Source organism: Pseudomonas sp. NPDC087639 (genome assembly GCF_044743385.1).
Lineage (GTDB): Bacteria > Pseudomonadota > Gammaproteobacteria > Pseudomonadales > Pseudomonadaceae > Aquipseudomonas.
In genome coordinates, this window is sequence record NZ_JBIUWI010000066.1 from 1 (window position 1) to 20,334 (window position 20,334).

19 protein-coding genes and 1 pseudogene are annotated in these 20,334 nt (G+C 59.8%); 14 read left to right on the forward strand and 6 right to left on the reverse strand.

The window, feature by feature from the left end; translation table 11 throughout:
• The 8 genes from mreB to tldD all read left to right on the forward strand — a co-directional run.
• Window positions 1-797 (forward strand): rod shape-determining protein MreB (gene mreB / locus ACIOVB_RS22290; protein ID WP_401271454.1); only part of this gene is annotated, 797 nt, incomplete at its 5' end.
• Between the two features lie 141 nt (window positions 798-938).
• Entirely contained in the window at window positions 939-2,066 is a 1,128-nt protein-coding gene (gene mreC / locus ACIOVB_RS22295) for a rod shape-determining protein MreC (RefSeq protein WP_401271495.1), read from the forward strand.
• On the forward strand, window positions 2,066-2,557 hold the full coding sequence (mreD, locus tag ACIOVB_RS22300; RefSeq protein WP_187676767.1) for a rod shape-determining protein MreD: 492 nt from the start codon (window positions 2,066-2,068) through the stop codon (window positions 2,555-2,557). Before mreC ends, mreD begins: the two co-directional genes overlap by 1 nt.
• Before the next feature lie 37 nt (window positions 2,558-2,594).
• Window positions 2,595-3,191, forward strand: a complete 597-nt coding sequence (locus ACIOVB_RS22305) for a Maf family protein (protein ID WP_401271457.1) — start codon at window positions 2,595-2,597, stop codon at window positions 3,189-3,191.
• 57 nt (window positions 3,192-3,248) lie between these two features.
• Entirely contained in the window at window positions 3,249-4,706 is a 1,458-nt protein-coding gene (gene rng / locus ACIOVB_RS22310) for a ribonuclease G (protein ID WP_305441406.1), read from the forward strand.
• Window positions 4,707-4,781: 75 nt separating this feature from the next.
• On the forward strand, window positions 4,782-8,585 hold the full coding sequence (locus ACIOVB_RS22315; protein ID WP_401271460.1) for a YhdP family protein: 3,804 nt from the start codon (window positions 4,782-4,784) through the stop codon (window positions 8,583-8,585).
• A gap of 58 nt (window positions 8,586-8,643) precedes the next feature.
• Window positions 8,644-9,504, forward strand: coding sequence for a carbon-nitrogen hydrolase family protein (locus ACIOVB_RS22320; RefSeq protein ID WP_401271463.1), 861 nt, complete (start codon window positions 8,644-8,646; stop codon window positions 9,502-9,504).
• Between the two features lie 3 nt (window positions 9,505-9,507).
• Complete coding sequence (gene tldD, locus ACIOVB_RS22325) at window positions 9,508-10,950, forward strand: metalloprotease TldD (RefSeq protein WP_064387936.1); 1,443 nt, start codon at window positions 9,508-9,510, stop codon at window positions 10,948-10,950.
• A gap of 51 nt (window positions 10,951-11,001) precedes the next feature.
• Here the strand turns inward: tldD and yjgA are convergent, their stop codons facing one another.
• The gene (yjgA, locus tag ACIOVB_RS22330; RefSeq protein ID WP_007915377.1) at window positions 11,002-11,526 is read right to left on the reverse strand and encodes a ribosome biogenesis factor YjgA; all 525 of its coding nucleotides are present in this window, start codon (window positions 11,524-11,526) and stop codon (window positions 11,002-11,004) included.
• 102 nt (window positions 11,527-11,628) lie between these two features.
• Here yjgA and pmbA point away from each other — a divergent pair, with 102 nt between their 5' ends.
• From pmbA to ACIOVB_RS22360, 6 genes are all read left to right on the forward strand, one after another.
• Window positions 11,629-12,981, forward strand: coding sequence for a metalloprotease PmbA (gene pmbA, locus ACIOVB_RS22335; RefSeq protein ID WP_187676772.1), 1,353 nt, complete (start codon window positions 11,629-11,631; stop codon window positions 12,979-12,981).
• 152 nt (window positions 12,982-13,133) lie between these two features.
• Window positions 13,134-13,541, forward strand: coding sequence for a FagA protein (locus ACIOVB_RS22340; RefSeq protein WP_401271467.1), 408 nt, complete (start codon window positions 13,134-13,136; stop codon window positions 13,539-13,541).
• Window positions 13,522-14,898, forward strand: a complete 1,377-nt coding sequence (locus ACIOVB_RS22345) for a class II fumarate hydratase (protein WP_401271470.1) — start codon at window positions 13,522-13,524, stop codon at window positions 14,896-14,898. Before ACIOVB_RS22340 ends, ACIOVB_RS22345 begins: the two co-directional genes overlap by 20 nt.
• Before the next feature lie 27 nt (window positions 14,899-14,925).
• Window positions 14,926-15,366: a hypothetical protein gene (locus ACIOVB_RS22350; RefSeq protein WP_187676775.1), complete on the forward strand. Its 441-nt coding sequence runs from the start codon at window positions 14,926-14,928 to the stop codon at window positions 15,364-15,366.
• A 1-nt stretch (window position 15,367) separates the two neighbouring features.
• A complete protein-coding gene (locus ACIOVB_RS22355; RefSeq protein WP_401271498.1) occupies window positions 15,368-15,979 on the forward strand; it encodes a superoxide dismutase in 612 nt (203 codons plus the stop codon).
• Window positions 15,980-16,009: 30 nt separating this feature from the next.
• On the forward strand, window positions 16,010-16,903 hold the full coding sequence (locus ACIOVB_RS22360) for a ZIP family metal transporter (RefSeq protein ID WP_187676776.1): 894 nt from the start codon (window positions 16,010-16,012) through the stop codon (window positions 16,901-16,903).
• A 42-nt stretch (window positions 16,904-16,945) separates the two neighbouring features.
• Here ACIOVB_RS22360 and ACIOVB_RS22365 read toward each other — a convergent pair whose 3' ends face one another.
• The 5 genes and pseudogenes from ACIOVB_RS22365 to ACIOVB_RS22385 all read right to left on the reverse strand — a co-directional run.
• Window positions 16,946-17,221: an HPr family phosphocarrier protein gene (locus tag ACIOVB_RS22365; protein ID WP_401271474.1), complete on the reverse strand. Its 276-nt coding sequence runs from the start codon at window positions 17,219-17,221 to the stop codon at window positions 16,946-16,948.
• A 15-nt stretch (window positions 17,222-17,236) separates the two neighbouring features.
• Window positions 17,237-18,094, reverse strand: coding sequence for an RNase adapter RapZ (gene rapZ / locus ACIOVB_RS22370; RefSeq protein WP_401271477.1), 858 nt, complete (start codon window positions 18,092-18,094; stop codon window positions 17,237-17,239).
• Window positions 18,095-18,096: 2 nt separating this feature from the next.
• Window positions 18,097-18,561, reverse strand: coding sequence for a PTS IIA-like nitrogen regulatory protein PtsN (ptsN, locus tag ACIOVB_RS22375; RefSeq protein WP_401271479.1), 465 nt, complete (start codon window positions 18,559-18,561; stop codon window positions 18,097-18,099).
• An 11-nt stretch (window positions 18,562-18,572) separates the two neighbouring features.
• Window positions 18,573-18,881 carry a ribosome hibernation-promoting factor, HPF/YfiA family gene (hpf, locus tag ACIOVB_RS22380; RefSeq protein ID WP_187676780.1) on the reverse strand — a complete coding sequence of 103 codons (309 nt, stop codon included), beginning with the start codon at window positions 18,879-18,881 and terminating at the stop codon, window positions 18,573-18,575.
• Between the two features lie 83 nt (window positions 18,882-18,964).
• Window positions 18,965-20,332 (reverse strand): annotated as a pseudogene (locus tag ACIOVB_RS22385) (RNA polymerase factor sigma-54); the annotation flags it as partial.
• Window positions 20,333-20,334 lie beyond the last annotated feature (2 nt).

Sequence of the window (20,334 nt, forward strand, 5' to 3'; positions counted from 1 at the left end):
ACTTCAGCGTCTGCGAAAAGATGCTGCAATACTTCATCAACAAGGTTCACGAAAACAGCTTTCTGCAGCCTAGCCCTCGTGTGCTGATCTGCGGTCCATGCAAATCCACCCAGGTTGAGCGTCGTGCCATCCGTGAATCGGCTCTTGGTGCCGGTGCGCGTGAAGTGTTCCTGATCGAAGAGCCAATGGCTGCTGCGATCGGTGCCGGCCTGCCGGTAGAAGAAGCGCGCGGTTCGATGGTCGTCGATATCGGTGGTGGTACTACCGAAATCGCGCTGATCTCCCTGAACGGTGTGGTTTACGCCGAATCCGTCCGCGTTGGTGGCGACCGTTTCGATGAAGCGATCATCACTTATGTGCGCCGCAACTACGGCAGCCTGATCGGCGAATCCACCGCCGAGCGCATCAAGCAGGAAATCGGTACGGCCTACCCGGGCGGCGAAGTTCGCGAAGTCGACGTTCGCGGTCGCAACCTGGCCGAAGGCGTTCCACGCGCATTCACCCTGAACTCCAACGAAGTGCTGGAAGCTCTGCAAGAGTCCCTGGCCACCATCGTTCAGGCCGTGAAAAGCGCCCTGGAGCAGTCGCCGCCGGAACTGGCTTCCGACATCGCCGAGCGTGGCCTGGTGCTGACCGGTGGTGGCGCGCTGCTGCGTGACCTCGACAAGTTGCTGGCTCAGGAAACCGGTCTGCCGGTGATCGTTGCCGAAGATCCGCTGACTTGCGTTGCTCGCGGCGGTGGCCGTGCATTGGAAATGATGGATAAGCACACCATGGATCTGCTCTCGAGCGAATAAGTCGCCGAGTGCAATACGTGGGTGAGCGCGCAGGCAGCACTTTGCAGTGCTGCCTGTTGGCGTTTATCTTCTGTCAGTCTTCATCCAGGCCGGTTTGATGCCGTATGAATAAACAGAACATTTGCCTGGGAGGAGCGGCTTATTAAACCGCTTTTCGCCAAGGGCCCTTCACTGGGCGTCCGCCTGTTGGTGCTGGCCGTGTTGTCGGTTGCGCTGATGGTGGTCGATGCCCGCTTTGATCTGCTCAAGCCTGCGCGCAAACAAGCGTCGCTGGTGCTGATGGATGCCTACTGGATCACCGACCTGCCCGGACGGCTGTGGGACGGTATCGCCAGCCAGTTCGGCAGTCGCACCGAACTCATCGCCGAAAACGAAAAACTCAAGACCGAAAACCTGCTGTATCAGGGCCGCATGCAGAAGCTTGCCGCACTGACCGAGCAGAATGTTCGGCTGCGCGAGTTGCTCAACTCTTCAGCGCTGGTCAACGAAAAGGTTGAAGTAGCCGAGTTGATCGGCATGGACCCCAACCCCTTCACCCACCGCATCATCATCAACAAAGGTGAGCGCGACGGCGTGGTCCTCGGTCAGCCGGTGCTCGATGCACGCGGTCTGATGGGGCAGGTGGTCGAGTTGATGCCGTACACCTCCCGTGTATTGCTGCTGACCGACTCAACTCACAGCATTCCTGTGCAAGTGAACCGTAACGGTTTGCGGGCAATCGCCAGCGGTACCGGCAACCCGGAACGTCTGGAACTACGCCACGTCGCCGACACGGCGGATATCAAGGAAGGCGATTTGCTGGTCAGCTCTGGCCTCGGTCAGCGTTTTCCGGCGGGTTATCCGGTGGCGACGGTCAAGGAAGTGATCCACGATTCCGGTCAACCGTTCGCAATCGTTCGCGCTGTGCCGACTGCTGCGTTGAACCGTAGTCGCTACCTGCTGCTGGTGTTCAGTGACTCGCGTACCGCCGAGGAGCGCGCCAACGACGCCGCGCAGGCTCAGGAAGCTCTGGATGCCCATGGCGGCGGTCCTATGCAGCCGGCCAACGTTTCGCGACCGCTGGTCATGCCGGCGCCTGCCGCAACGCCAACCGCCGAACAGGCACCCGCCGCCACAGTGCCCGCCGCGACGCCGGTCAAGCCTGGCGCGAGCAAGCCGCCGGCGACTGCTCCGACGGCGACAAAGCCACCGGCTTCTGCGCCAGCAGCCAGCAAACCGCCCGCCAAACCGCCGGCGACGGCGCCAGTCACCACTGGGGGACGAGAATAATGGTCGGTGTAAAAGCCTCTCGAAATGGCTGGATGGTCTGGCTGACGTTTGTTATCGGCTTGTTGCTCAGCGTCTCGCCGTTGCCGATCTTCATGGAAATACTGCGTCCGCTGTGGCTGGCGTTGCTCCTGACGTTCTGGGCGCTGTACATGCCGCAGACGGTCGGCATGGTCACGGCGTTCTGCCTGGGTCTGGCCGAAGACGTGCTGCAGGGCGATCTGTTCGGGCAGAACGCGCTCGTCCTCTCGCTGATCACTTTCCTGGTGCTGTCACTGCAACAACGCTTGCGAATGTTCCCGATGTGGCAACAGTGCCTGGTGATCCTGGTGATCTTCGGCCTCGCACAACTGGTGCAGTTGTGGCTCAGTGCCTTGACCGGCAACCGTCAGCCGACTCTGGCGCTGGTCCTGCCGGCACTGGTCAGCGCCTTGCTCTGGCCCTGGATCAGTTTCGCCCTGCGTGGATTGCGCCGCCGCTACAAAATCAATTGATCCGGTGAAGCAGGGCACTGAACAGGGAGACGTTTTGATGAAGCCGCTTTACCTCGCCTCTGGATCGCCGCGTCGGCGTGAGTTGCTCACGCAGATCGGCGTTCCGTTCTCCGCCATCAGCGCGGATATCGATGAAACCCCGTTGCCCGAAGAATCGCCATCGGCCTATGTCGAGCGCCTTGCGCGCGGCAAGGCTGAGGCCGGCCGGCGCACGGTCGTGTCCGGCCAGGCATTCTGCGTGTTGGGTGCCGACACCGCGGTGGTGCTGGACGGCAAAATTCTTGGCAAACCGGTGGACGAAGCCGATGCATGCGCCATGCTGATGATGTTGTCCGGCAAGGAGCATGAAGTGCTGACGGCGATTGCCGTGCTCGAAGGTGAGCGCTGCGACTCGCGGGTGGTACGCAGTCTGGTGCGGTTCCGGCCGATCAGCCGCGAAGAGGCTGCTGCCTACTGGGCCAGCGGCGAGCCCCGGGACAAGGCCGGTGGTTACGGCATTCAGGGGCTTGGCGCGGTATTTGTCGCGGGGCTCAATGGCAGTTATTCGGCGGTGGTCGGGTTGCCTGTTTGCGAAACCGCAGAACTGTTGGGCCATTTCGGCATACCCTGTTGGCAAAACCTGAACGCGCAATAAGCGTCGTACGAACAAGATGCGGCCATTATCGTGAACATGCCTGAACGAGATCCTGCCATGAGTGAAGAGATTCTGATCAACATCACGCCGATGGAGTCGCGCGTGGCGGTGGTCGAAAACGGTGTGCTGCAAGAAGTCCACGTCGAGCGCACGCAAAAACGCGGGATCGTCGGCAACATCTATAAAGGCAAGATTGTCCGGGTGTTGCCGGGTATGCAGGCAGCGTTCGTCGACATCGGTCTGGATCGTGCGGCGTTCATTCATGCTGCGGAGATTTCTCTGCGCGAAGGCCCTGCGGTGGAAAGTATCAGCGCGCTGGTGCACGAAGGTCAGAGCCTGGTGGTGCAGGTCACCAAAGACCCGATAGGCTCCAAAGGCGCGCGGTTGACCACGCAGTTGTCGATTCCGTCGCGCTACCTGGTGTACATGCCGCGCACCGCCCACGTCGGTATTTCGCTGAAAATCGAAGACGAAGCCGAGCGCGATCGCCTTAAGCAGGTGGTCACCGATTGTGTGGCCAAAGAAGGCATCAAGGAGGCTGGCGGCTTTATTCTGCGTACCGCCGCTGAAGGCGCCGGGGCCGATGAGATCCTTATGGACATCCGCTATCTCCGGCGCCTGTGGGATCAGATCAACGAACAGATCAAAACCATATCTGCGCCGAGTGTGATCTACGAAGACCTCGGTCTGGCCCTGCGCACGCTACGTGACTTGGTCAATCCGAAGATCGAGAAAATCCGCATCGATTCCCGGGAAACCTTCCAGAAAACCACGCAGTTCGTCGCCGAACTGATGCCTGAAATCGCCGATCGTCTGGAACATTACCCGGGCGAGCGGCCGATTTTCGATTTGTACGGCGTCGAAGACGAAATCCAGAAAGCGCTTGAGCGCAAGGTACCGCTGAAATCCGGTGGCTATCTGGTGGTCGATCCGGCGGAAGCCATGACCACCATCGACGTCAATACCGGGGCATTCGTCGGTCATCGCAATCTCGAAGAAACCATCTTCAAGACCAATCTCGAAGCGGCCACTGCGATTGCCCGGCAGATGCGTCTGCGCAATCTGGGCGGGATCATCATCATCGACTTCATCGACATGGAAGATGAAGAGCATCAGCGCCAGGTGTTGCGTACGTTGGAGAAACAACTGGAGCGCGATCATGCCAAGACCAACATCATCGGGATCACCGAGTTGGGCCTGGTGCAGATGACCCGCAAGCGTACCCGCGAAAGCTTGGAGCAAGTGCTGTGCGAACCGTGCAGCAGTTGTCAGGGTCGCGGCAAGCTGAAGACTGCGGAAACCATCTGTTACGAGATTTTCCGCGAGATCCTTCGTGAAGCCCGAGCCTATCAGGCCGAGGGTTATCGCGTGCTGGCGAACCAGAAAGTGGTCGACCGACTGCTCGACGAAGAGTCCGGCAACGTTGCCGAGCTTGAAGGGTTTATCGGGCGCACCATTCGCTTCCAGGTGGAAACCATGTATTCCCAGGAACAATATGACGTGGTGCTGCTCTGAACCCCTGCGTCATCTTTTTTCCACAGCGGCTGGCCTCAGCTTTTCGCAGTATTTTTGCCATGGGAGCCAACTGACATGGACCGTCTGACACGCATTTTGGCCGCACTCACCCGCTGGGGGCTGGGCCTGTGCGCGTTGGTTCTGGTGTTGATGGCGTTGTATGTCAGTCTCGGTCGCGAGCTGACCCCGTTGGTGGCCGAGTACCGCACCGACATCGAAGACAAGGCCAGTGCAGCCCTCGGCATGCCGTTGCAGATTGGCGAGCTGGAGGGTAACTGGAGCGGGTTCGCGCCGATCCTGCTGGCCCATGATGTGATGGTCGGCGACGGTGCCAACGCCCTGCGTCTTGATCGAGTGCGTGCAGTACCCGATCTGTGGGCCAGTCTGTTGGCCCGCGAAGTGCGCATCGCTCATCTGGAACTCAATGGCCTGAAAATCAGCCTCAAGGAATCCGAGGACGGCACCTGGGCGCTGGAAGGCTTGCCGGTGCAGAAGGATCAACCGTTCGATCCCGAGCAACTGTTCAAGCGCTCGCAAATGATTCAGCAACTGTCGGTGCTCGACAGTCAGGTGACCTTGCAGCCACTGGATCACGCGCCGATGACCCTCACCTACGTCGGCCTCAACCTGAAAACCGGTGCCACTCGTCAGCGTCTCGATGCACGTTTGACCCTGCCTGATGGCCAACCCGTTGCACTGAACCTGCGAACTCGAATCCGCCCCGGCCAATGGCAAGACAGCGCGATAGAAGGCTACGCCAGCCTGCCGCAAAGTGATTGGTCGAAGTGGCTGCCAGAGCGCCTCACTCAACAATGGAATTTCTCCGAGATCAAGGCCGGCGGCGAGCTCTGGGTGAACTGGGCCGAGGGCGCGCTGCAAAGTGCGGCGCTGCGTTTGAACGCACCGCAAGTGACTGGCGCCTACGCCGAGCGCAAGCCGATCCAGATCAACAATCTGGCGCTCAACGCCTACTATAAAAACAGTGCCAACGGCGCGACCGTCACCCTCGATTCGCTGGCGATGAACTTCGGCGAAACCCGTTGGGAGACGCGCGTGCAAGTGCAGCAGACGCGCGCCACTGACAAGGTCGACGAACTCTGGCATTTGCAGGCAGATCGTCTTGATCTCACCCCGATCACCCCGTTACTCAACGCGTTGGGGCCGCTGCCGCAAGGCTTCGCCACCGTGGTCGAGCGCCTGAAAGTGACCGGTGGGCTGCGCAACGTGTTGCTGGATTTCCGCCCGAACGCCACTGACGGTACAAAATTCGGCTTTGCCGCCAACCTCGATCGTGTCGGTTTTGATGCCTATCACGGCGCCCCTGCGGCGCGAAATGTCAGCGGCAGCCTCAGCGGTAATCTCGATGGTGGCGAGTTGCGCATGGACAGCAAGGATTTTGTCCTGCACCTCGATCCGATCTTCGCCAAGCCCTGGCAATACATTCAGGCCAACGCACGGCTCACCTGGAAACTGGATAAAGACGGCTTCACTCTGATCGCGCCGTACCTGAAGGTACTGGGCGAGGAGGGCAAGATTGCCGGCGACTTCCTCATTCGACTGCATTTCGATCACAGCCAGGAAGACTACATGGACTTGCGGGTCGGTCTTGTCGATGGCGACGGCCGCTACACCGCCAAGTATTTGCCCGAAGTGCTGAGCCCGGCGCTCGACGAATGGCTGCGCACCGCGATTCTCAAAGGCGCGGTGGATCAGGGCTTCTTCCAGTACCAAGGTTCGCTGAGCAAAAATGCCGGCGAGGCCGACCGCAGCATCAGCCTGTTCTTCAAGGTGCATGACGCCGAACTGGCCTTCCAGCCGGGCTGGCCGCATGTGAGCAAGGTCAGTGGTGACGTGTTCATCGAAGACAGCGGCGTGCGGATCTGGGCCAGCAAGGGCCAGTTGCTCGATACGCAGGTCAGTGATGTTTTCGTCAATATTCCCCATGTTCCGTCGGGTCAGAACACCCATATGTTTCTCGACGGCGCATTTGCCGGTGGTCTGGGTGACGGGCTGAAGATCCTGCAGGAAGCACCGATCGGCACCGCCGATACCTTCGCCGGCTGGGAAGGCTCGGGCGATCTGCAAGGCAAGCTGAAACTGGATATTCCGCTGGCCAAGGGAGACCAGCCGAAAATCCTCGTCGACTTCAAAACCGCCAATGCGCGGCTGAAACTGGCCGAACCGAAACTGGAGCTGACGCAACTCAAGGGCGACTTCCGTTTCGACAGCGCCAAGGGGCTCAGTGGGCAGAACATCGCAGCTCGGGCGTTCGACAAACCGGTCACCGCGCAAATCTTTGCCGATGGCAGCCCCGGTAAGCTCAGAACCCGAGTGGCCGCTTCGGGACAGGTAGAGGTCAAGAAACTCACTGACTGGCTCGGCGTGACTCAGCCGGTACCGGTGACCGGGACGATTCCCTATCAGCTGCAACTGAACCTCGACGGCGCCGACAGCCAGTTGATGGTCAGCTCCAACCTCAAAGGGGTGACCGTCGACCTGCCCGCACCGTTCGGTATGGCAGCCGATGTCGGTCGCGACACGGTCTTCCGCATGACTCTGCAAGGGCAGGAGCGGCGTTACTGGGTCAATTACGATCAACTGGCCAATTTCACCTTTGCCGCACCACCGACGAATTTCGCTGACGGGCGCGGCGAGTTGTTTCTCGGTGCAGGCGAAGCGGTGCTGCCGGGCGCCAAGGGCTTGCGTATTCGCGGCGTGCTGTCGGAACTGGACGTTGCGCCGTGGCAGGACCTGGTCAACAAATATGCCGGACAGGACCCGGGCGGCAGTGCCAAGCAACTGTTGAGCAGTGCTGACTTCAAGATCGGCAAGCTCACGGCGTTCGGCACCACGCTGGATCAGGCCTCGGTTCAGGTCAATCGCAAGCCGGGGGCGTGGAATCTGGCGCTCGACAGTCAACAGGCCAAAGGCACTGCCAGCCTTCCGGACGCGAAAAGCACACCGCTTGCGGTGAATCTGCAATACGTGCGACTGCCGGCGCCGGACCCGACGGTACAGGCCGACGAAAATTCACCAGACCCGTTGGCGTCGGTGGATCCATCGAAAATTCCGGCGCTGGATATCACCATCAATCAACTGTTCCTCGGCCAGGATCTGGTCGGTGGCTGGTCGCTCAAAGTGCGCCCGACCGCCAAAGGCATCGCCCTGAACAACCTCGACATGGGCCTCAAAGGCATTCTGTTACAGGGCAATGGTGGCTGGGAAGGCGCGCCGGGGTCGACCAGCAGCTGGTTCAAGGGCCGGATTGGCGGCAAGAATCTGGCCGACGTGCTCAAGGGCTGGGGCTTTGCGCCAAGCGTGACCAGTGAAGAGTTCCATATGGACGTCGATGGCCGCTGGCCGGGTTCGCCGGCATGGCTGGCGACCAAACGCTTCTCCGGCACCCTCGATGCGTCGCTGAACAAGGGCCAGTTTGTCGAAGTCGAGGGCGGTGCGCAGGCACTGCGGGTGTTTGGGCTGCTGAACTTCAACTCCATCGGCCGCCGTTTGCGTCTGGATTTCTCCGACCTGTTCGGCAAAGGCTTGAGCTACGACCGGGTCAAGGGACTGCTGGTTGCCAGCAACGGTGTGTATGTCACGCGGGAACCGATTCGCCTGACCGGGCCGTCTAGCAACCTCGAACTGAACGGTACGCTGGATCTGGTCGGTGATCAGGTCGATGCCAAATTGCTGGTGACCTTGCCGGTGACCAATAACCTGCCGATTGCCGCGCTGATCGTCGGTGCCCCGGCGGTCGGCGGTGCGCTGTTCCTCATCGACAAGCTGATCGGTGACCGTGTGGCACGTTTTGCCAGTGTGAAATACACCGTCAAAGGCCCGTGGAAAGAACCGAAAATCACGTTCGACAAGCCTTTTTGAACAGCCAGGCCTTGAGACGATGGAGTAGCATGGCCGCATATGTCTTGCGGAGTTCGCCATGTCTTTAGCGGTCATTCAAATGGTCAGCCAGAGTGACGTGCTGGCCAATCTGGCTCAGGCCCGGCGCTTGCTCGAACAGGCTGCGGCCGGTGGTGCGAAGCTGGCCGTGTTGCCGGAAAACTTCGCTGCCATGGGCCGTCGCGACATCGCTGACATCGGTCGCGCTGAAGCATTGGGCGAAGGTCCGATCCTGCCATGGTTGAAACAGACGGCCCGCGACCTCAGGTTATGGATAGTCGCCGGCACGTTGCCGCTACCACCCATCGATCAACCGACGGCCAAGTCGCATGCATGCTCGCTGCTGATCAACGATCTGGGCGAAACCGTTGCACGGTATGACAAGCTGCACCTGTTTGATGTGGATGTGGCGGACAATCGCGGGCGTTACCGCGAATCCGATGACTATGCTTATGGCGGTGGTGTGGTGGTTGCGGATACACCGGTCGGCAAAGTCGGTCTGACCGTGTGTTACGACCTGCGCTTTCCGGAGCTGTACAGCGAATTGCGCGCCGCCGGTGCCGAGTTGATTACGGCACCTTCAGCCTTTACCGCGGTGACCGGCGCGGCGCATTGGGATGTGCTGATTCGCGCGCGGGCCATCGAGACTCAGTGTTACGTGTTGGCGGCAGCACAGGGCGGGACCCATCCGGGGCCGCGGGAAACCTTCGGGCATGCGGCGATCGTCGACCCGTGGGGGCGTGTGCTGGCGCATCAGGATCAAGGCGAAGCGGTGCTGTTGGCCGAACGCGATAGCGATGAACAGGCGTCCATCAGGGCGCGAATGCCGGTGACGCGTCATCGGCGGTTTTTCTCTCAGGGCGCACAGCGACCTGCTTCAGAACATGAATTAAAGGCCTAAACCATGAGCGAGTTGTTGTCCTCAGTCAGTGATCACCTTTTGGCGCCCGGCGGCGTGACGATCGAGAGCCTGCAAGGCGTGCTCGGCGATCTGGCCGGCCCGGGCATCGATGCTGCCGACCTGTATTTCCAGGGCCAGATCTCCGAGTCCTGGGCGCTGGAAGACGGCATCGTCAAGGAAGGCAGCTTCAACCTCGATCAGGGTGTCGGCGTGCGTGCGCAGTCCGGTGAGAAAACCGGTTTCGCCTACAGCAACGCAATCACTCTCGAAGCCCTCGGCGCTGCGGCGCGTGCAGCACGCTCGATTTCCCGTGCCGGGCAAAATGGCACGGTGCAGGCGTTCTCCACACAAGACGTCGCCCAGCTGTATGCGCCGGACAATCCACTGGAAGTGCTGACGCGTGCCGAGAAAGTCGAACTGCTCAAGCGCATCGACGTCGCCACTCGCGCTCTCGATCCGCGCATCCAGCAAGTCAGCGTGAGCATGGCCGGGGTCTGGGAGCGGATTCTGGTGGCGTCCACCGACGGCGGACTGGCGGCGGATGTCAGGCCACTGGTGCGCTTCAACGTCAGCGTCATCGTTGAGCAGAATGGTCGTCGCGAGCGCGGCGGCCATGGCGGCGGCGGGCGTACCGACTACCGTTATTTCCTCGCTGAAGACCGTGCCATGGGCTATGCCCGTGAAGCGCTGCGTCAGGCGCTGGTGAATCTGGAAGCCATTCCGGCACCGGCCGGTACTTTGCCGGTGGTGTTGGGTTCGGGCTGGTCTGGCGTACTGCTGCACGAAGCAGTCGGCCACGGTCTGGAAGGCGACTTCAACCGCAAGGGCAGTTCGGCCTACAGCGGGCGCATGGGCGAGATGGTCGCCTCGAAACTCTGCACCATTGTCGATGACGGCACCCTGAGCGGGCGTCGTGGATCGCTGAGTGTCGACGACGAAGGCACCCCGACCGAATGCACCACGCTGATCGAAAACGGCGTACTCAAGGGCTACATGCAGGACAAGCTCAACGCGCGCCTGATGGGCGTCGCCCGTACCGGCAACGGTCGTCGTGAATCCTATGCGCATCTGCCGATGCCACGGATGACCAACACCTACATGCTCGGCGGCGAAAGCGATCCGGCGGAAATCATCGCTTCGGTGAAGAAAGGCATCTACTGCGCCAACCTTGGCGGCGGTCAGGTCGACATCACCAGCGGCAAGTTCGTGTTCTCCACCAGTGAGGCTTATTTGATCGAGGACGGCAAGATCACCGCACCGGTCAAAGGCGCGACGTTGATCGGCAACGGTCCCGAGGCGATGAGCCGGGTGTCGATGGTCGGTAACGATCTGGCGCTGGACAGCGGTGTGGGGACGTGTGGCAAGGATGGACAGTCGGTGCCGGTGGGTGTTGGCCAGCCGACGCTGAAAATCGATGCGATCACCGTGGGTGGCACGGGCGCATAAGATGAGGTGGAGCTGCGGGTGGCGCACAGGGCGACCACCCGATGACGAATATCAACGCAGACCGCGTTGAGTCTCGTCCAGCTCACGGATGTACTTGAAGATCTTGCGGCTCGATGCAGGAGGTTTGTTTTGCGCAACCTCATGCTGGGCCTGACGGATCAGGGAACGCAATTGCTGGCGATCGGCGTCCGGGTACTCGACGACGAATTTCTCCAGCACGGCATCGTCGCCCGCGATCAGGCGATCACGCCAGCGTTCGAGATTGTGGAAACGCTCGTTGTACTGGCGAGTAGAGGCATCCAGTTGATCGAGCAGCGTCAGAATCGCGTCAGTGTCCTGATCGCGCATCAGCTTGCCGATGAACTGCAAGTGCCGTTTACGCGCGATGTTCGCGGTGTGCTTGGGCGCATCGGCCAAGGCACGGCGCATCGCGTCGGTCAGCGGCAGTTTTGCGATCAAGTCAGGCTTGAGTGTTGTAAGGCGCTCGCCGAGGTCAACCAGAGCATGCAGCTCGCGTTTGACCTGAGATTTGCTTTTTTCTCCCGTATCGAGGGAGTCGTCGTAAGAATCAACCATGGTGGCAGTCCGCAAAGAAACGCCGCCATGATAACCAGTCGGGGGCCGCTTGTCCGGCCCGGTCGCTCGATGACCCCAGCCGAAAGCAGAATTTGAGTGGAGATGAGCATGAGTGCAGTTCAAAGCGTCGGCCCGCAGGCATTGCCGGCACTGCAGGAACAAGTCGAGCAGATCATCGCCGAAGCCAAGCGTCAGGGCGCCAGTGCCTGCGAAGTCGCGGTGTCGCTGGAGCAGGGGCTGTCCACATCGGTACGTCAGCGCGAGGTCGAAACCGTCGAGTTCAACCGCGATCAGGGCTTTGGCATCACGCTATATGTCGGCCAGCGCAAAGGCTCGGCCAGCACGTCCGCCACCGGGCCTGATGCGATTCGCGAAACGGTCGCCGCTGCACTGGCCATCGCCAAGCACACGTCCGAAGACGAAGCGTCAGGTCTGGCCGATGCCGCCCTGATGGCCAAGGATCAGCAGGATTTCGATCTGTTCCACGAATGGGATATCACCCCGGAGCAGGCCATCGAGAAGGCATTGCTCTGCGAAGCAGCGGCGTTTGATGCCGATGCACGAATCAAGAACGCCGACGGCACTACGCTCAGCACCCATCAGGGTTGCCGCGTTTACGGCAACAGCCACGGTTTTATTGGTGGCTATGCGTCGACCCGGCACAGCCTGAGCTGCGTGATGATCGCCGAGGCTAATGGCCAGATGCAGCGTGATTACTGGTACGACGTGAACCGTCAGGGCACTTTGCTCGCTGACCCGGTGAGCATTGGCCAACGTGCCGCGCAACGGGCGGCGAGCCGTCTGGGCGCACGTCCGGTGCCGACTTGCGAAGTCCCGGTGCTGTTTTCTGCAGAACTGGCGGGTGGGTTGTTCGGTAGCTTCCTGTCGGCGGTTTCCGGCGGAAGTCTTTATCGCAAATCGTCTTTCCTGGAAGGCACGCTAGGGCAGAAACTGTTCCCGGAATGGCTGACCATCGACGAGCGTCCGCACCTGATGCGAGCTATGGGCAGTGCTTCTTATGACGGTGATGGCCTGGCAACTTACGCCAAACCGTTCGTCGAAAAAGGTGAGCTGGTGTCGTACATCCTCGGCACTTATTCCGGGCGCAAACTCGGCATGCCTAGCACCGCCAACGCCGGCGGCGTGCACAACCTGTTTGTCACCCATGGCGATGAAGACCAGGCTGCATTGCTGCGTCGCATGGGTCGTGGGCTGTTGGTCACTGAGTTGATGGGCCATGGTTTGAACATGGTCACTGGTGACTATTCTCGCGGGGCGGCGGGTTTCTGGGTCGAGAACGGCGAGATCCAGTTCGCGGTGCAGGAAGTGACCATCGCCGGCAATATGCGCGACATGTTCAAGCAGATTGTCGCCGTGGGCAATGATCTGGAGTTGCGCAGCAATATCCGCACCGGTTCGGTGTTGATCGAACGGATGACGGTTGCGGGCAGCTAAACCCAGTCCCGTAACTCCAAAAGGCGCGCCATCCGATCGGGTGGCGCGCCTTTTTTATGCCTGCCACAACGATGGCTCCTAAAAAAGGCACTCTTGTTTTGGTTCTCATTATCATCTAATAATGAATCTCATCTCCGAACGAGTCCCGGATCATGAGTTCTGCCTTGCATGAGCAGCCGTACCTCGAAGGTTGGCGCTGGATGAGTCGCCAGATCCGTTGCGCGATGGATCCCGACGAACCGCGTCTGATCGAACACTATCTGGCCGAAGGCCGGTATCTGGCCTGCTGTACCGCAACTTCCCCGTGGACTATCGCTGAAACCTCGTTCCGTCTGCTGCTCGACACAGCCACCGACATCGCCTTGCCGTGGCACTGGCGCAGCCTCTGCCTCGATCAAGCCTGGCGCCCGTTGCGTGAAATGGAGCGCCTGTCGCTGTGCAATTGCCGGCTCAAACGCTGGCAACGCTACACCTGGCAACTGGCGACCTGCGAGTTGCAACCCTCGATTCCTCTCATTGAACTGGTGCAAGGATTTACTGATGACCAAGACTCGTATTGAGCGCGACAGCATGGGCGAACTGCAGGTGCCGGTGGACGCTCTCTACGGCGCGCAAACCCAGCGTGCAGTGGATAACTTCCCGATCAGCGGCAAGCCGATGCCGGCGCAATTCATCCGCGCGCTGATTTTGGCCAAAGCCGCCGCCGCCCGGGCCAACGTCGAACTCAACCAGATCAGTGCCGCCCAGGGCAAAGCCATCAGCGACGCCGCCCAAGGCCTGCTCGAAGGCGACTTCATGAAGCATTTCCCTGTGGATATCTTCCAGACCGGGTCCGGCACCAGCTCCAACATGAACGCCAACGAAGTGATCGCCACGTTGGCCAGCCGTCTTCTCGATGAGCCAGTCAATCCGAACGATCACGTCAACTGCGGGCAGAGCAGCAACGACATCATCCCGACCACCATCCACGTCAGCGCCGCGCTGGCGTTGCACGAACAACTGCTGCCGGCGCTGCTACACCTGGTGCAAGTCATCGAGCACAAAGCCGGGCAAGTGCATCACCACGTCAAAACCGGGCGCACGCATTTGATGGACGCCATGCCTGTGCGCATGAGCCAGGTACTCAACGGTTGGGCACAACAACTCAAGGCCAACATCGGCCATCTGCAAGACCTGTTGCCAAGCCTGCAATCCTTGGCGCAGGGCGGCACGGCGGTGGGCACTGGCATCAATGCGCATCCTGAATTCGCCGCGCGTTTCAGCCGCCAGTTGAGCCAACTCACCAACGTGCAGTTCACCCAAGGCAAAGACCTGTTCGCGCTGATCGGCTCGCAGGACACCGCCGTCGCCGTCTCCGGGCAACTCAAGGCGACCGCTGTGTCGCTGATGAAAATTGCCAACGATCTGCGCTGGATGAACTCTGGCCCGCTCGCCGGCCTCGGTGAAATCGAACTTGAAGCTCTGCAACCGGGCTCCTCGATCATGCCGGGCAAGGTGAATCCGGTGATCCCGGAAGCCACAGCCATGGTCGCAGCCCAAGTGATCGGCAACGATTCGGTGATCACCATCGCCGGTCAGTCGGGCAACTTCGAACTCAACGTGATGCTGCCGATCATCGCTCAGAATCTGCTGAGCAGCATCGAACTGCTGGCCAACTCCAGCCGCCTGCTGGGCGACAAGGCCATCGCCAGCTTTAAGGTCAATGAGTCGCGGCTCAAGGAAGCGCTGTCGCGTAACCCGATTCTGGTCACCGCGCTCAATCCGATCATCGGGTATCAAAAAGCCGCCGAAATTGCCAAGCAGGCCTACAAGCAGGGTAGCCCGGTGATCGACGTCGCCTTGGAACACACCGACCTTTCGCGCAGCCAACTGGAAGAGTTGCTCAACCCCGAGAAACTCACCGCCGGCGGCGTGTAATCACCGCAACCGCTTTGGAGGTTCACCATGGAGCACTGGAAACGCACGATCGAACGGGCCAATCGCTGCTTCATGCTGGGAGAGCTGATTGACGCCCGAGAGGCTTACCTGCAAGCCCTGGCCCTGGCGCAAGTTTTGTTCGAACGCTGGGCAGATGCCGACGAAGCGGTGGCGGCCTGTGTCATCTCCCATCACAACCTGGCGGATCTGCACCTGTGCCTGAATCAGCCGGAGGAGAGCGCCGAATATCTTTGCGCGATCCATCAGCGGCTGTTGCAGACCATGCAGGACGAGCGTTTACGCTTGGCACTGCGCGAAGCAGCGTTGCGCCAAAGCAGCAAGACCTACGTCGAGTTATTGAATTTCATCAGCGAGCACGGCGAATACCCGCGCACTCAGCGCCTGCTGCACCCGGATACCGGCAATGCGCGCCGCGCGCCTGCCCCACATCATCATGGAGTCCACTGAAATGGCTTTTACCTTGCCTGCCTTGCCCTACGCCTACAACGCCTTGGAACCGCACATTGATGCGCAGACCATGGAAATCCACTACACCAAGCATCACCAGACGTACATCAACAACCTTAACGCGGCAGTCGAAGGCACCGAATATGCCGAGTGGCCGATAGAAAAACTGGTGGCCAGCGTCCAGCAATTGCCGGAAAAACTCCGTGCGGCGGTAATCAATCAGGGCGGCGGTCACGCCAACCATTCGCTGTTCTGGGAAGTCATGGTGCCAAATGGCGGCGGTAAGCCGGACGGTGCACTGGCCAAGGCCATCGATGAACAATTGGGTGGTCTCGACAGTTTCAAAGAGGCATTCACCAAAGCTGCACTGACCCGTTTCGGCAGCGGTTGGGCGTGGCTCAGCGTTACCCCGGAGAAGACCCTGGTTGTGGAAAGCAGCGGCAACCAAGACAGCCCGCTGATGAGTGGCAACACGCCGATTCTCGGTCTGGATGTCTGGGAACACGCCTACTACCTGCGCTACCAGAACCGCCGCCCGGAATACATCAATGCGTTCTACAACGTGATCAATTGGCCTGAAGTTGCTGCGCGTTATCACGCCGCACTGGTTTAAGTCTTCTATAAAAACAATCCAAGGCTGACTATGGGCACTGAAACACTGGCGATCGGAAGTGGGCGTATGTTTCGTTACGCAGTGGGATCGCTGTTGCTGTTAGCGGGTATGACTTTGCTAGTCGCCCACGGACTGGAATGGCTGAACCTGGAGCCGCGGCTGTCAAGGGCGTTGCAGGGCGGTGCGATCTGCGCCCTGGGAACGGCACTTGGTGCTGTGCCAGTGCTGGTGATTCGCAACATGCCGCAGGCACTAGGCGATACGTTGCTCGGTTTCGGTGCCGGGGTGATGCTGGCAGCGACGGCTTTTTCGTTGATCGTCCCGGGCATTGCCGCTGCCGAAAGCCTTGGTTTGACACCTTGGGCAGCCAGCGGCCTGATCTGCTTCGGCATCATGCTCGGCGCATTCGGCCTGTACCTGGTTGATCGCAGGGTCTCTGGCGCCTCACCCGAAATGCTCATCGGCACAGTCGAGCACCCGGTGATTCCACCGCGGATCTGGCTGTTTGTGTTCGCCATCATTGCCCATAACATTCCGGAGGGCATGGCGGTCGGCGTGTCGGCCGGTGGTGGTATGCCCGATGCTGACAGTCTGGCCATGGGCATCGCGTTGCAGGATGTGCCGGAAGGTCTGGTGATCGCGCTGGTGCTGGCCGGTGCGGGGATGTCGCGGGTCAAAGCGTTTTTGATCGGTGCGGCGTCAGGGCTGGTCGAACCGGTGTTTGCGCTGCTCTGTGCGTGGCTGGTCAGCCTGGCGCAGGTGCTGTTGCCCTTGGGCCTGGCGCTGGCGGCGGGAGCGATGTTGCTGGTGGTGACCCACGAAGTGATCCCCGAGTCGCGACGCAATGGTCATGACAAGCTGGCCAGCCTTGGGCTGTTGGTGGGTTTTTGTCTGATGATGGTGATGGATACGGCGTTGGGTTGAAAAAAATCGCAGCCGAGGCTGCGATTTTTTAATTTCTGGCGATCAACCGCCTTCATCGAAGTAGTTGTTGATCAACGCTACCAGCGCATCCAGAGCTTCCCGTTCCTGATGTCCTTCAGTACTCAAATAGATTTTGGTGCCTTTGCCCGCAGCCAGCATCATCATCGCCATGATGCTTTTGCCATCCACGGTGGACTTTGGTGTCCGGCCCACTCTGATCGTGCAATCCGGATACTGACCGGCGACCCCGACAAACTTGGCCGACGCCCGGGCATGCAAACCCAGTTTATTGATGATTTCGATTTCCAGAGCAGGCATCGCGGTGTGAATCCTTTAAGTGAGGTCGCGGTGGCGAACCTGGACGTTCTTCAGGGTTTTCTGCAGGGCCTGACCCAGACGTTCGGTCAGGTAGACGGAGCGGTGATGTCCGCCGGTGCAGCCAATGGCAATGGTGACGTAGGCGCGGTTGCTCGCGGCGAAGCGCGGCAGCCATTTGTGCAGGTAGCCGAAAATGTCCTGAAACATTTCCTCGACTTCCGGCTGTGCCGCCAGGTACTCGGCCACTGGCTCATCAAGACCAGATTGCGCGCGTAACTCTGGCTTCCAGTACGGATTGGGCAGGCATCGCACGTCAAATACCAGATCGGCGTCGACTGGCATGCCGCGCTTGAAACCGAATGACTCGACCAGAAACGCCGTACCGGGCTCCGGCTGGTTCAGCAAACGAAGCTTGATGGTATCGCGCAGCTGGTACAGGTTCAGATTGGTGGTGTTGACCTTGAGGTCGGCAAGATCGGCAATCGGGCCGAGCAGGGCGGTCTCATCGTTGATGGCTTCAGCCAGCGACCGATTGGCGGTGCTCAGCGGGTGCCGACGACGGGTTTCCGAGAAACGTTTGAGCAGAGTTTCTTCGTCAGCGTCCAGATACAACACATCGCACTGGATGTGGCGGCTGCGGACTTCTTCCAGCAACTCGGGGAAGCGTGACAGATGACTCGGCAGATTACGCGCATCGATCGACACTGCCACCAGCGGTTGTGCCAGTTCAGTATGAATGAGTGCGCGCTCTGCGAGTTCCGGCAGCAGGCCCGCCGGCAAATTGTCGATGCAGTAGTAGCCGTTGTCCTCAAGGACATTCAACGCCGTACTTTTGCCCGAGCCGGAACGGCCACTGACGATGATCAAGCGCATGATTAGTGCCCGCTTTGTTCGTCCACGACGACCTGATACAAGGCTTCGTTGCTCGAAGCACTACGCAATTTTTCGCGAACGTCCTTGCGATCAAGCATGCTGGCGATCTGACGCAGCAATTCCAGATGCGCATCGGTCGCAGCTTCAGGCACCAGCAATACGAACAGCAGGTCAACCGGAGCACCGTCGATGGCGTCGAAATCGATTGGGGCTTCAAGGTGCATCAAGGCGCTGATAGGCGATTGGCAACCCTTGAGGCGGCAGTGAGGAATGGCGATGCCGTTGCCGAAACCGGTGGAGCCGAGTTTCTCACGAGCGATCAGGGCCTCGAAGACATCTTGCATCTCCAGAGCCGGCACTTCGCGGGCGATCAGGTTGGCAATCTGTTCGAGGGCTCTCTTTTTGCTGCCGCCCGGCACGTTCACGAGGGAACGGCCGGGGGTCAGGATACTTTCAAGTCGGATCATGGAGTGGGGGGTTATCGACCGGTCGCGCCCTGGAGCAGGCTCTGGGTCTTTTCCTTATGCTTTTTGAGTTGTTTATCCAGCTTGTCGGTCAGGGCGTCGATCGCGGCGTACATATCGGTATGTTCCGCGTTGGCGACCACTTCACTGCCGGGAATATGCAAGGTGGCTTCGATTTTCTGCTTCAGCTTTTCGACACACATCGTGACTTGCACGTTGGTAATCTTGTCGAAATGGCGCTCCAATCGTTCGAGTTTCTCGTTGATGTAGGTGCGCAGAGGTTCGGTCACTTCCAGTTGGTGTCCACTGATGTTGACTTGCATACAGCTTCTCCTTCGTTGCCAGTGCATAAAGCGGCAGGCCGAAAAGCCTGCCACTGGAACGCTGTAACGTGGCTTACATCAACCGCTACCTGACTGCCTTGTGCCTCCAGTCCCCCCGCGATCTTGCTGTCACTCAACGGCTTTTTCTGATTTTCCGCGGCAACCAGTTTTTTGATGATCGCGCGGATCGCCGTGGACGAGCATTCACCGCCTTCGGAGGTGCTGACGTGGCTGGAAAAAAAGTATTTCAATTCATAGATACCGCGCGGTGTATGCATGAATTTTTGCGTGGTCACCCGGGAAATCGTCGACTCGTGCATGCCGACCGCTTCAGCGATGTCATGCAGGACCAGCGGCTTCATGGCTTCATCGCCGTATTCCAGAAACCCGCGCTGATGCTCGACGATCTGGGTGGCAACTTTCATCAGGGTTTCGTTGCGGCTTTGCAGGCTCTTGATGAACCAGCGCGCTTCCTGCAACTGATTGCGCATGAAGGTGTTGTCGGCACTGGTATCGGCGCGTCGCACGAAGCCGGCGTACTGGGCGTTGACCCGTAGGCGAGGCACCGACTCCTGATTCAGCTCGACCAGCCAGCGCTCGTTGTCTTTGCGCACGATGACGTCAGGGACCACATATTCAGCTTCAGTCGATTCGATCTGCGAGCCCGGGCGCGGGTTGAGGCTCTGCACCAGCTCGATGACCTGACGCAACTCGTCTTCCTTGAGCTTCATGCGCCGCATCAACTGGCTGTAATCGCGGCTGCCCAGCAGGTCGATATAATCGGTGACCAGACGTTTCGCTTCGGCCAGCCAAGGCGTCTTGGCCGGCAACTGGCGCAGTTGCAGCAGCAGGCATTCGCCAAGATTGCGCGCGCCGATGCCGGCCGGCTCGAATTGCTGGATGCGGTGCAGAACAGCTTCGATTTCGTCCAGCTCGATGTCCAGTTCCGGATCGAACGCTTCGAGGATCTCTTCGAGGGTTTCGTCCAGATAACCCTGATTGTTGATGCAATCGATCAGGGTGACGGCGATCAGTCGATCGGTGTCGGACATCGGCGCGAGGTTAAGTTGCCACAGAAGGTGGCTTTGCAGGCTTTCGCCGGCGGAGGTACGGGTGGTGAAGTCCCACTCGTCATCGTCGCTGCTGGGCAGGCTGCTGGCGCTAGTCTGGTAGACGTCTTCCCAGGCCGTATCGACCGGAAGCTCGTTGGGGATGCGTTCGCTCCAGTCGCCTTCCTCTAGGTTATCCACCGTCGGGGCGGTTTCCTGATAGGAGGGTTCCTGGATCTCGGTGTTGGGCTTCTGTTCAGCGTTGTCGGCCAGAGGATCGGAGTTGTCGAAGTCGTCGCCTTCTTCCTGGCGTTCGAGCATCGGATTGGATTCCAGGGCCTCCTGGATTTCCTGTTGCAGATCCAGGGTCGACAATTGGAGCAGGCGGATAGCCTGTTGCAGCT

Bases quoted from the DNA above. Each gene is read 5' to 3' on its own strand.
- rapZ (WP_401271477.1), bottom strand. From the start codon at position 18,094: ATGCGCTTGATCATCGTCAGTGGCCGTTCCGGCTCGGGCAAAAGTACG.
- hpf (WP_187676780.1), bottom strand. From the start codon at position 18,881: ATGCAAGTCAACATCAGTGGACACCAACTGGAAGTGACCGAACCTCTG.
- ACIOVB_RS22355 (WP_401271498.1), top strand. From the start codon at position 15,368: ATGGCTTTTACCTTGCCTGCCTTGCCCTACGCCTACAACGCCTTGGAA.
- ptsN (WP_401271479.1), bottom strand. From the start codon at position 18,561: ATGATCCGACTTGAAAGTATCCTGACCCCCGGCCGTTCCCTCGTGAAC.
- ACIOVB_RS22315 (WP_401271460.1), top strand. From the start codon at position 4,782: ATGGACCGTCTGACACGCATTTTGGCCGCACTCACCCGCTGGGGGCTG.
- ACIOVB_RS22360 (WP_187676776.1), top strand. From the start codon at position 16,010: ATGGGCACTGAAACACTGGCGATCGGAAGTGGGCGTATGTTTCGTTAC.
- ACIOVB_RS22340 (WP_401271467.1), top strand. From the start codon at position 13,134: ATGAGTTCTGCCTTGCATGAGCAGCCGTACCTCGAAGGTTGGCGCTGG.
- ACIOVB_RS22305 (WP_401271457.1), top strand. From the start codon at position 2,595: ATGAAGCCGCTTTACCTCGCCTCTGGATCGCCGCGTCGGCGTGAGTTG.
- pmbA (WP_187676772.1), top strand. From the start codon at position 11,629: ATGAGCATGAGTGCAGTTCAAAGCGTCGGCCCGCAGGCATTGCCGGCA.
- ACIOVB_RS22345 (WP_401271470.1), top strand. From the start codon at position 13,522: ATGACCAAGACTCGTATTGAGCGCGACAGCATGGGCGAACTGCAGGTG.
- ACIOVB_RS22350 (WP_187676775.1), top strand. From the start codon at position 14,926: ATGGAGCACTGGAAACGCACGATCGAACGGGCCAATCGCTGCTTCATG.
- mreD (WP_187676767.1), top strand. From the start codon at position 2,066: ATGGTCGGTGTAAAAGCCTCTCGAAATGGCTGGATGGTCTGGCTGACG.
- yjgA (WP_007915377.1), bottom strand. From the start codon at position 11,526: ATGGTTGATTCTTACGACGACTCCCTCGATACGGGAGAAAAAAGCAAA.
- ACIOVB_RS22365 (WP_401271474.1), bottom strand. From the start codon at position 17,221: ATGCCTGCTCTGGAAATCGAAATCATCAATAAACTGGGTTTGCATGCC.
- tldD (WP_064387936.1), top strand. From the start codon at position 9,508: ATGAGCGAGTTGTTGTCCTCAGTCAGTGATCACCTTTTGGCGCCCGGC.
- ACIOVB_RS22320 (WP_401271463.1), top strand. From the start codon at position 8,644: ATGTCTTTAGCGGTCATTCAAATGGTCAGCCAGAGTGACGTGCTGGCC.
- rng (WP_305441406.1), top strand. From the start codon at position 3,249: ATGAGTGAAGAGATTCTGATCAACATCACGCCGATGGAGTCGCGCGTG.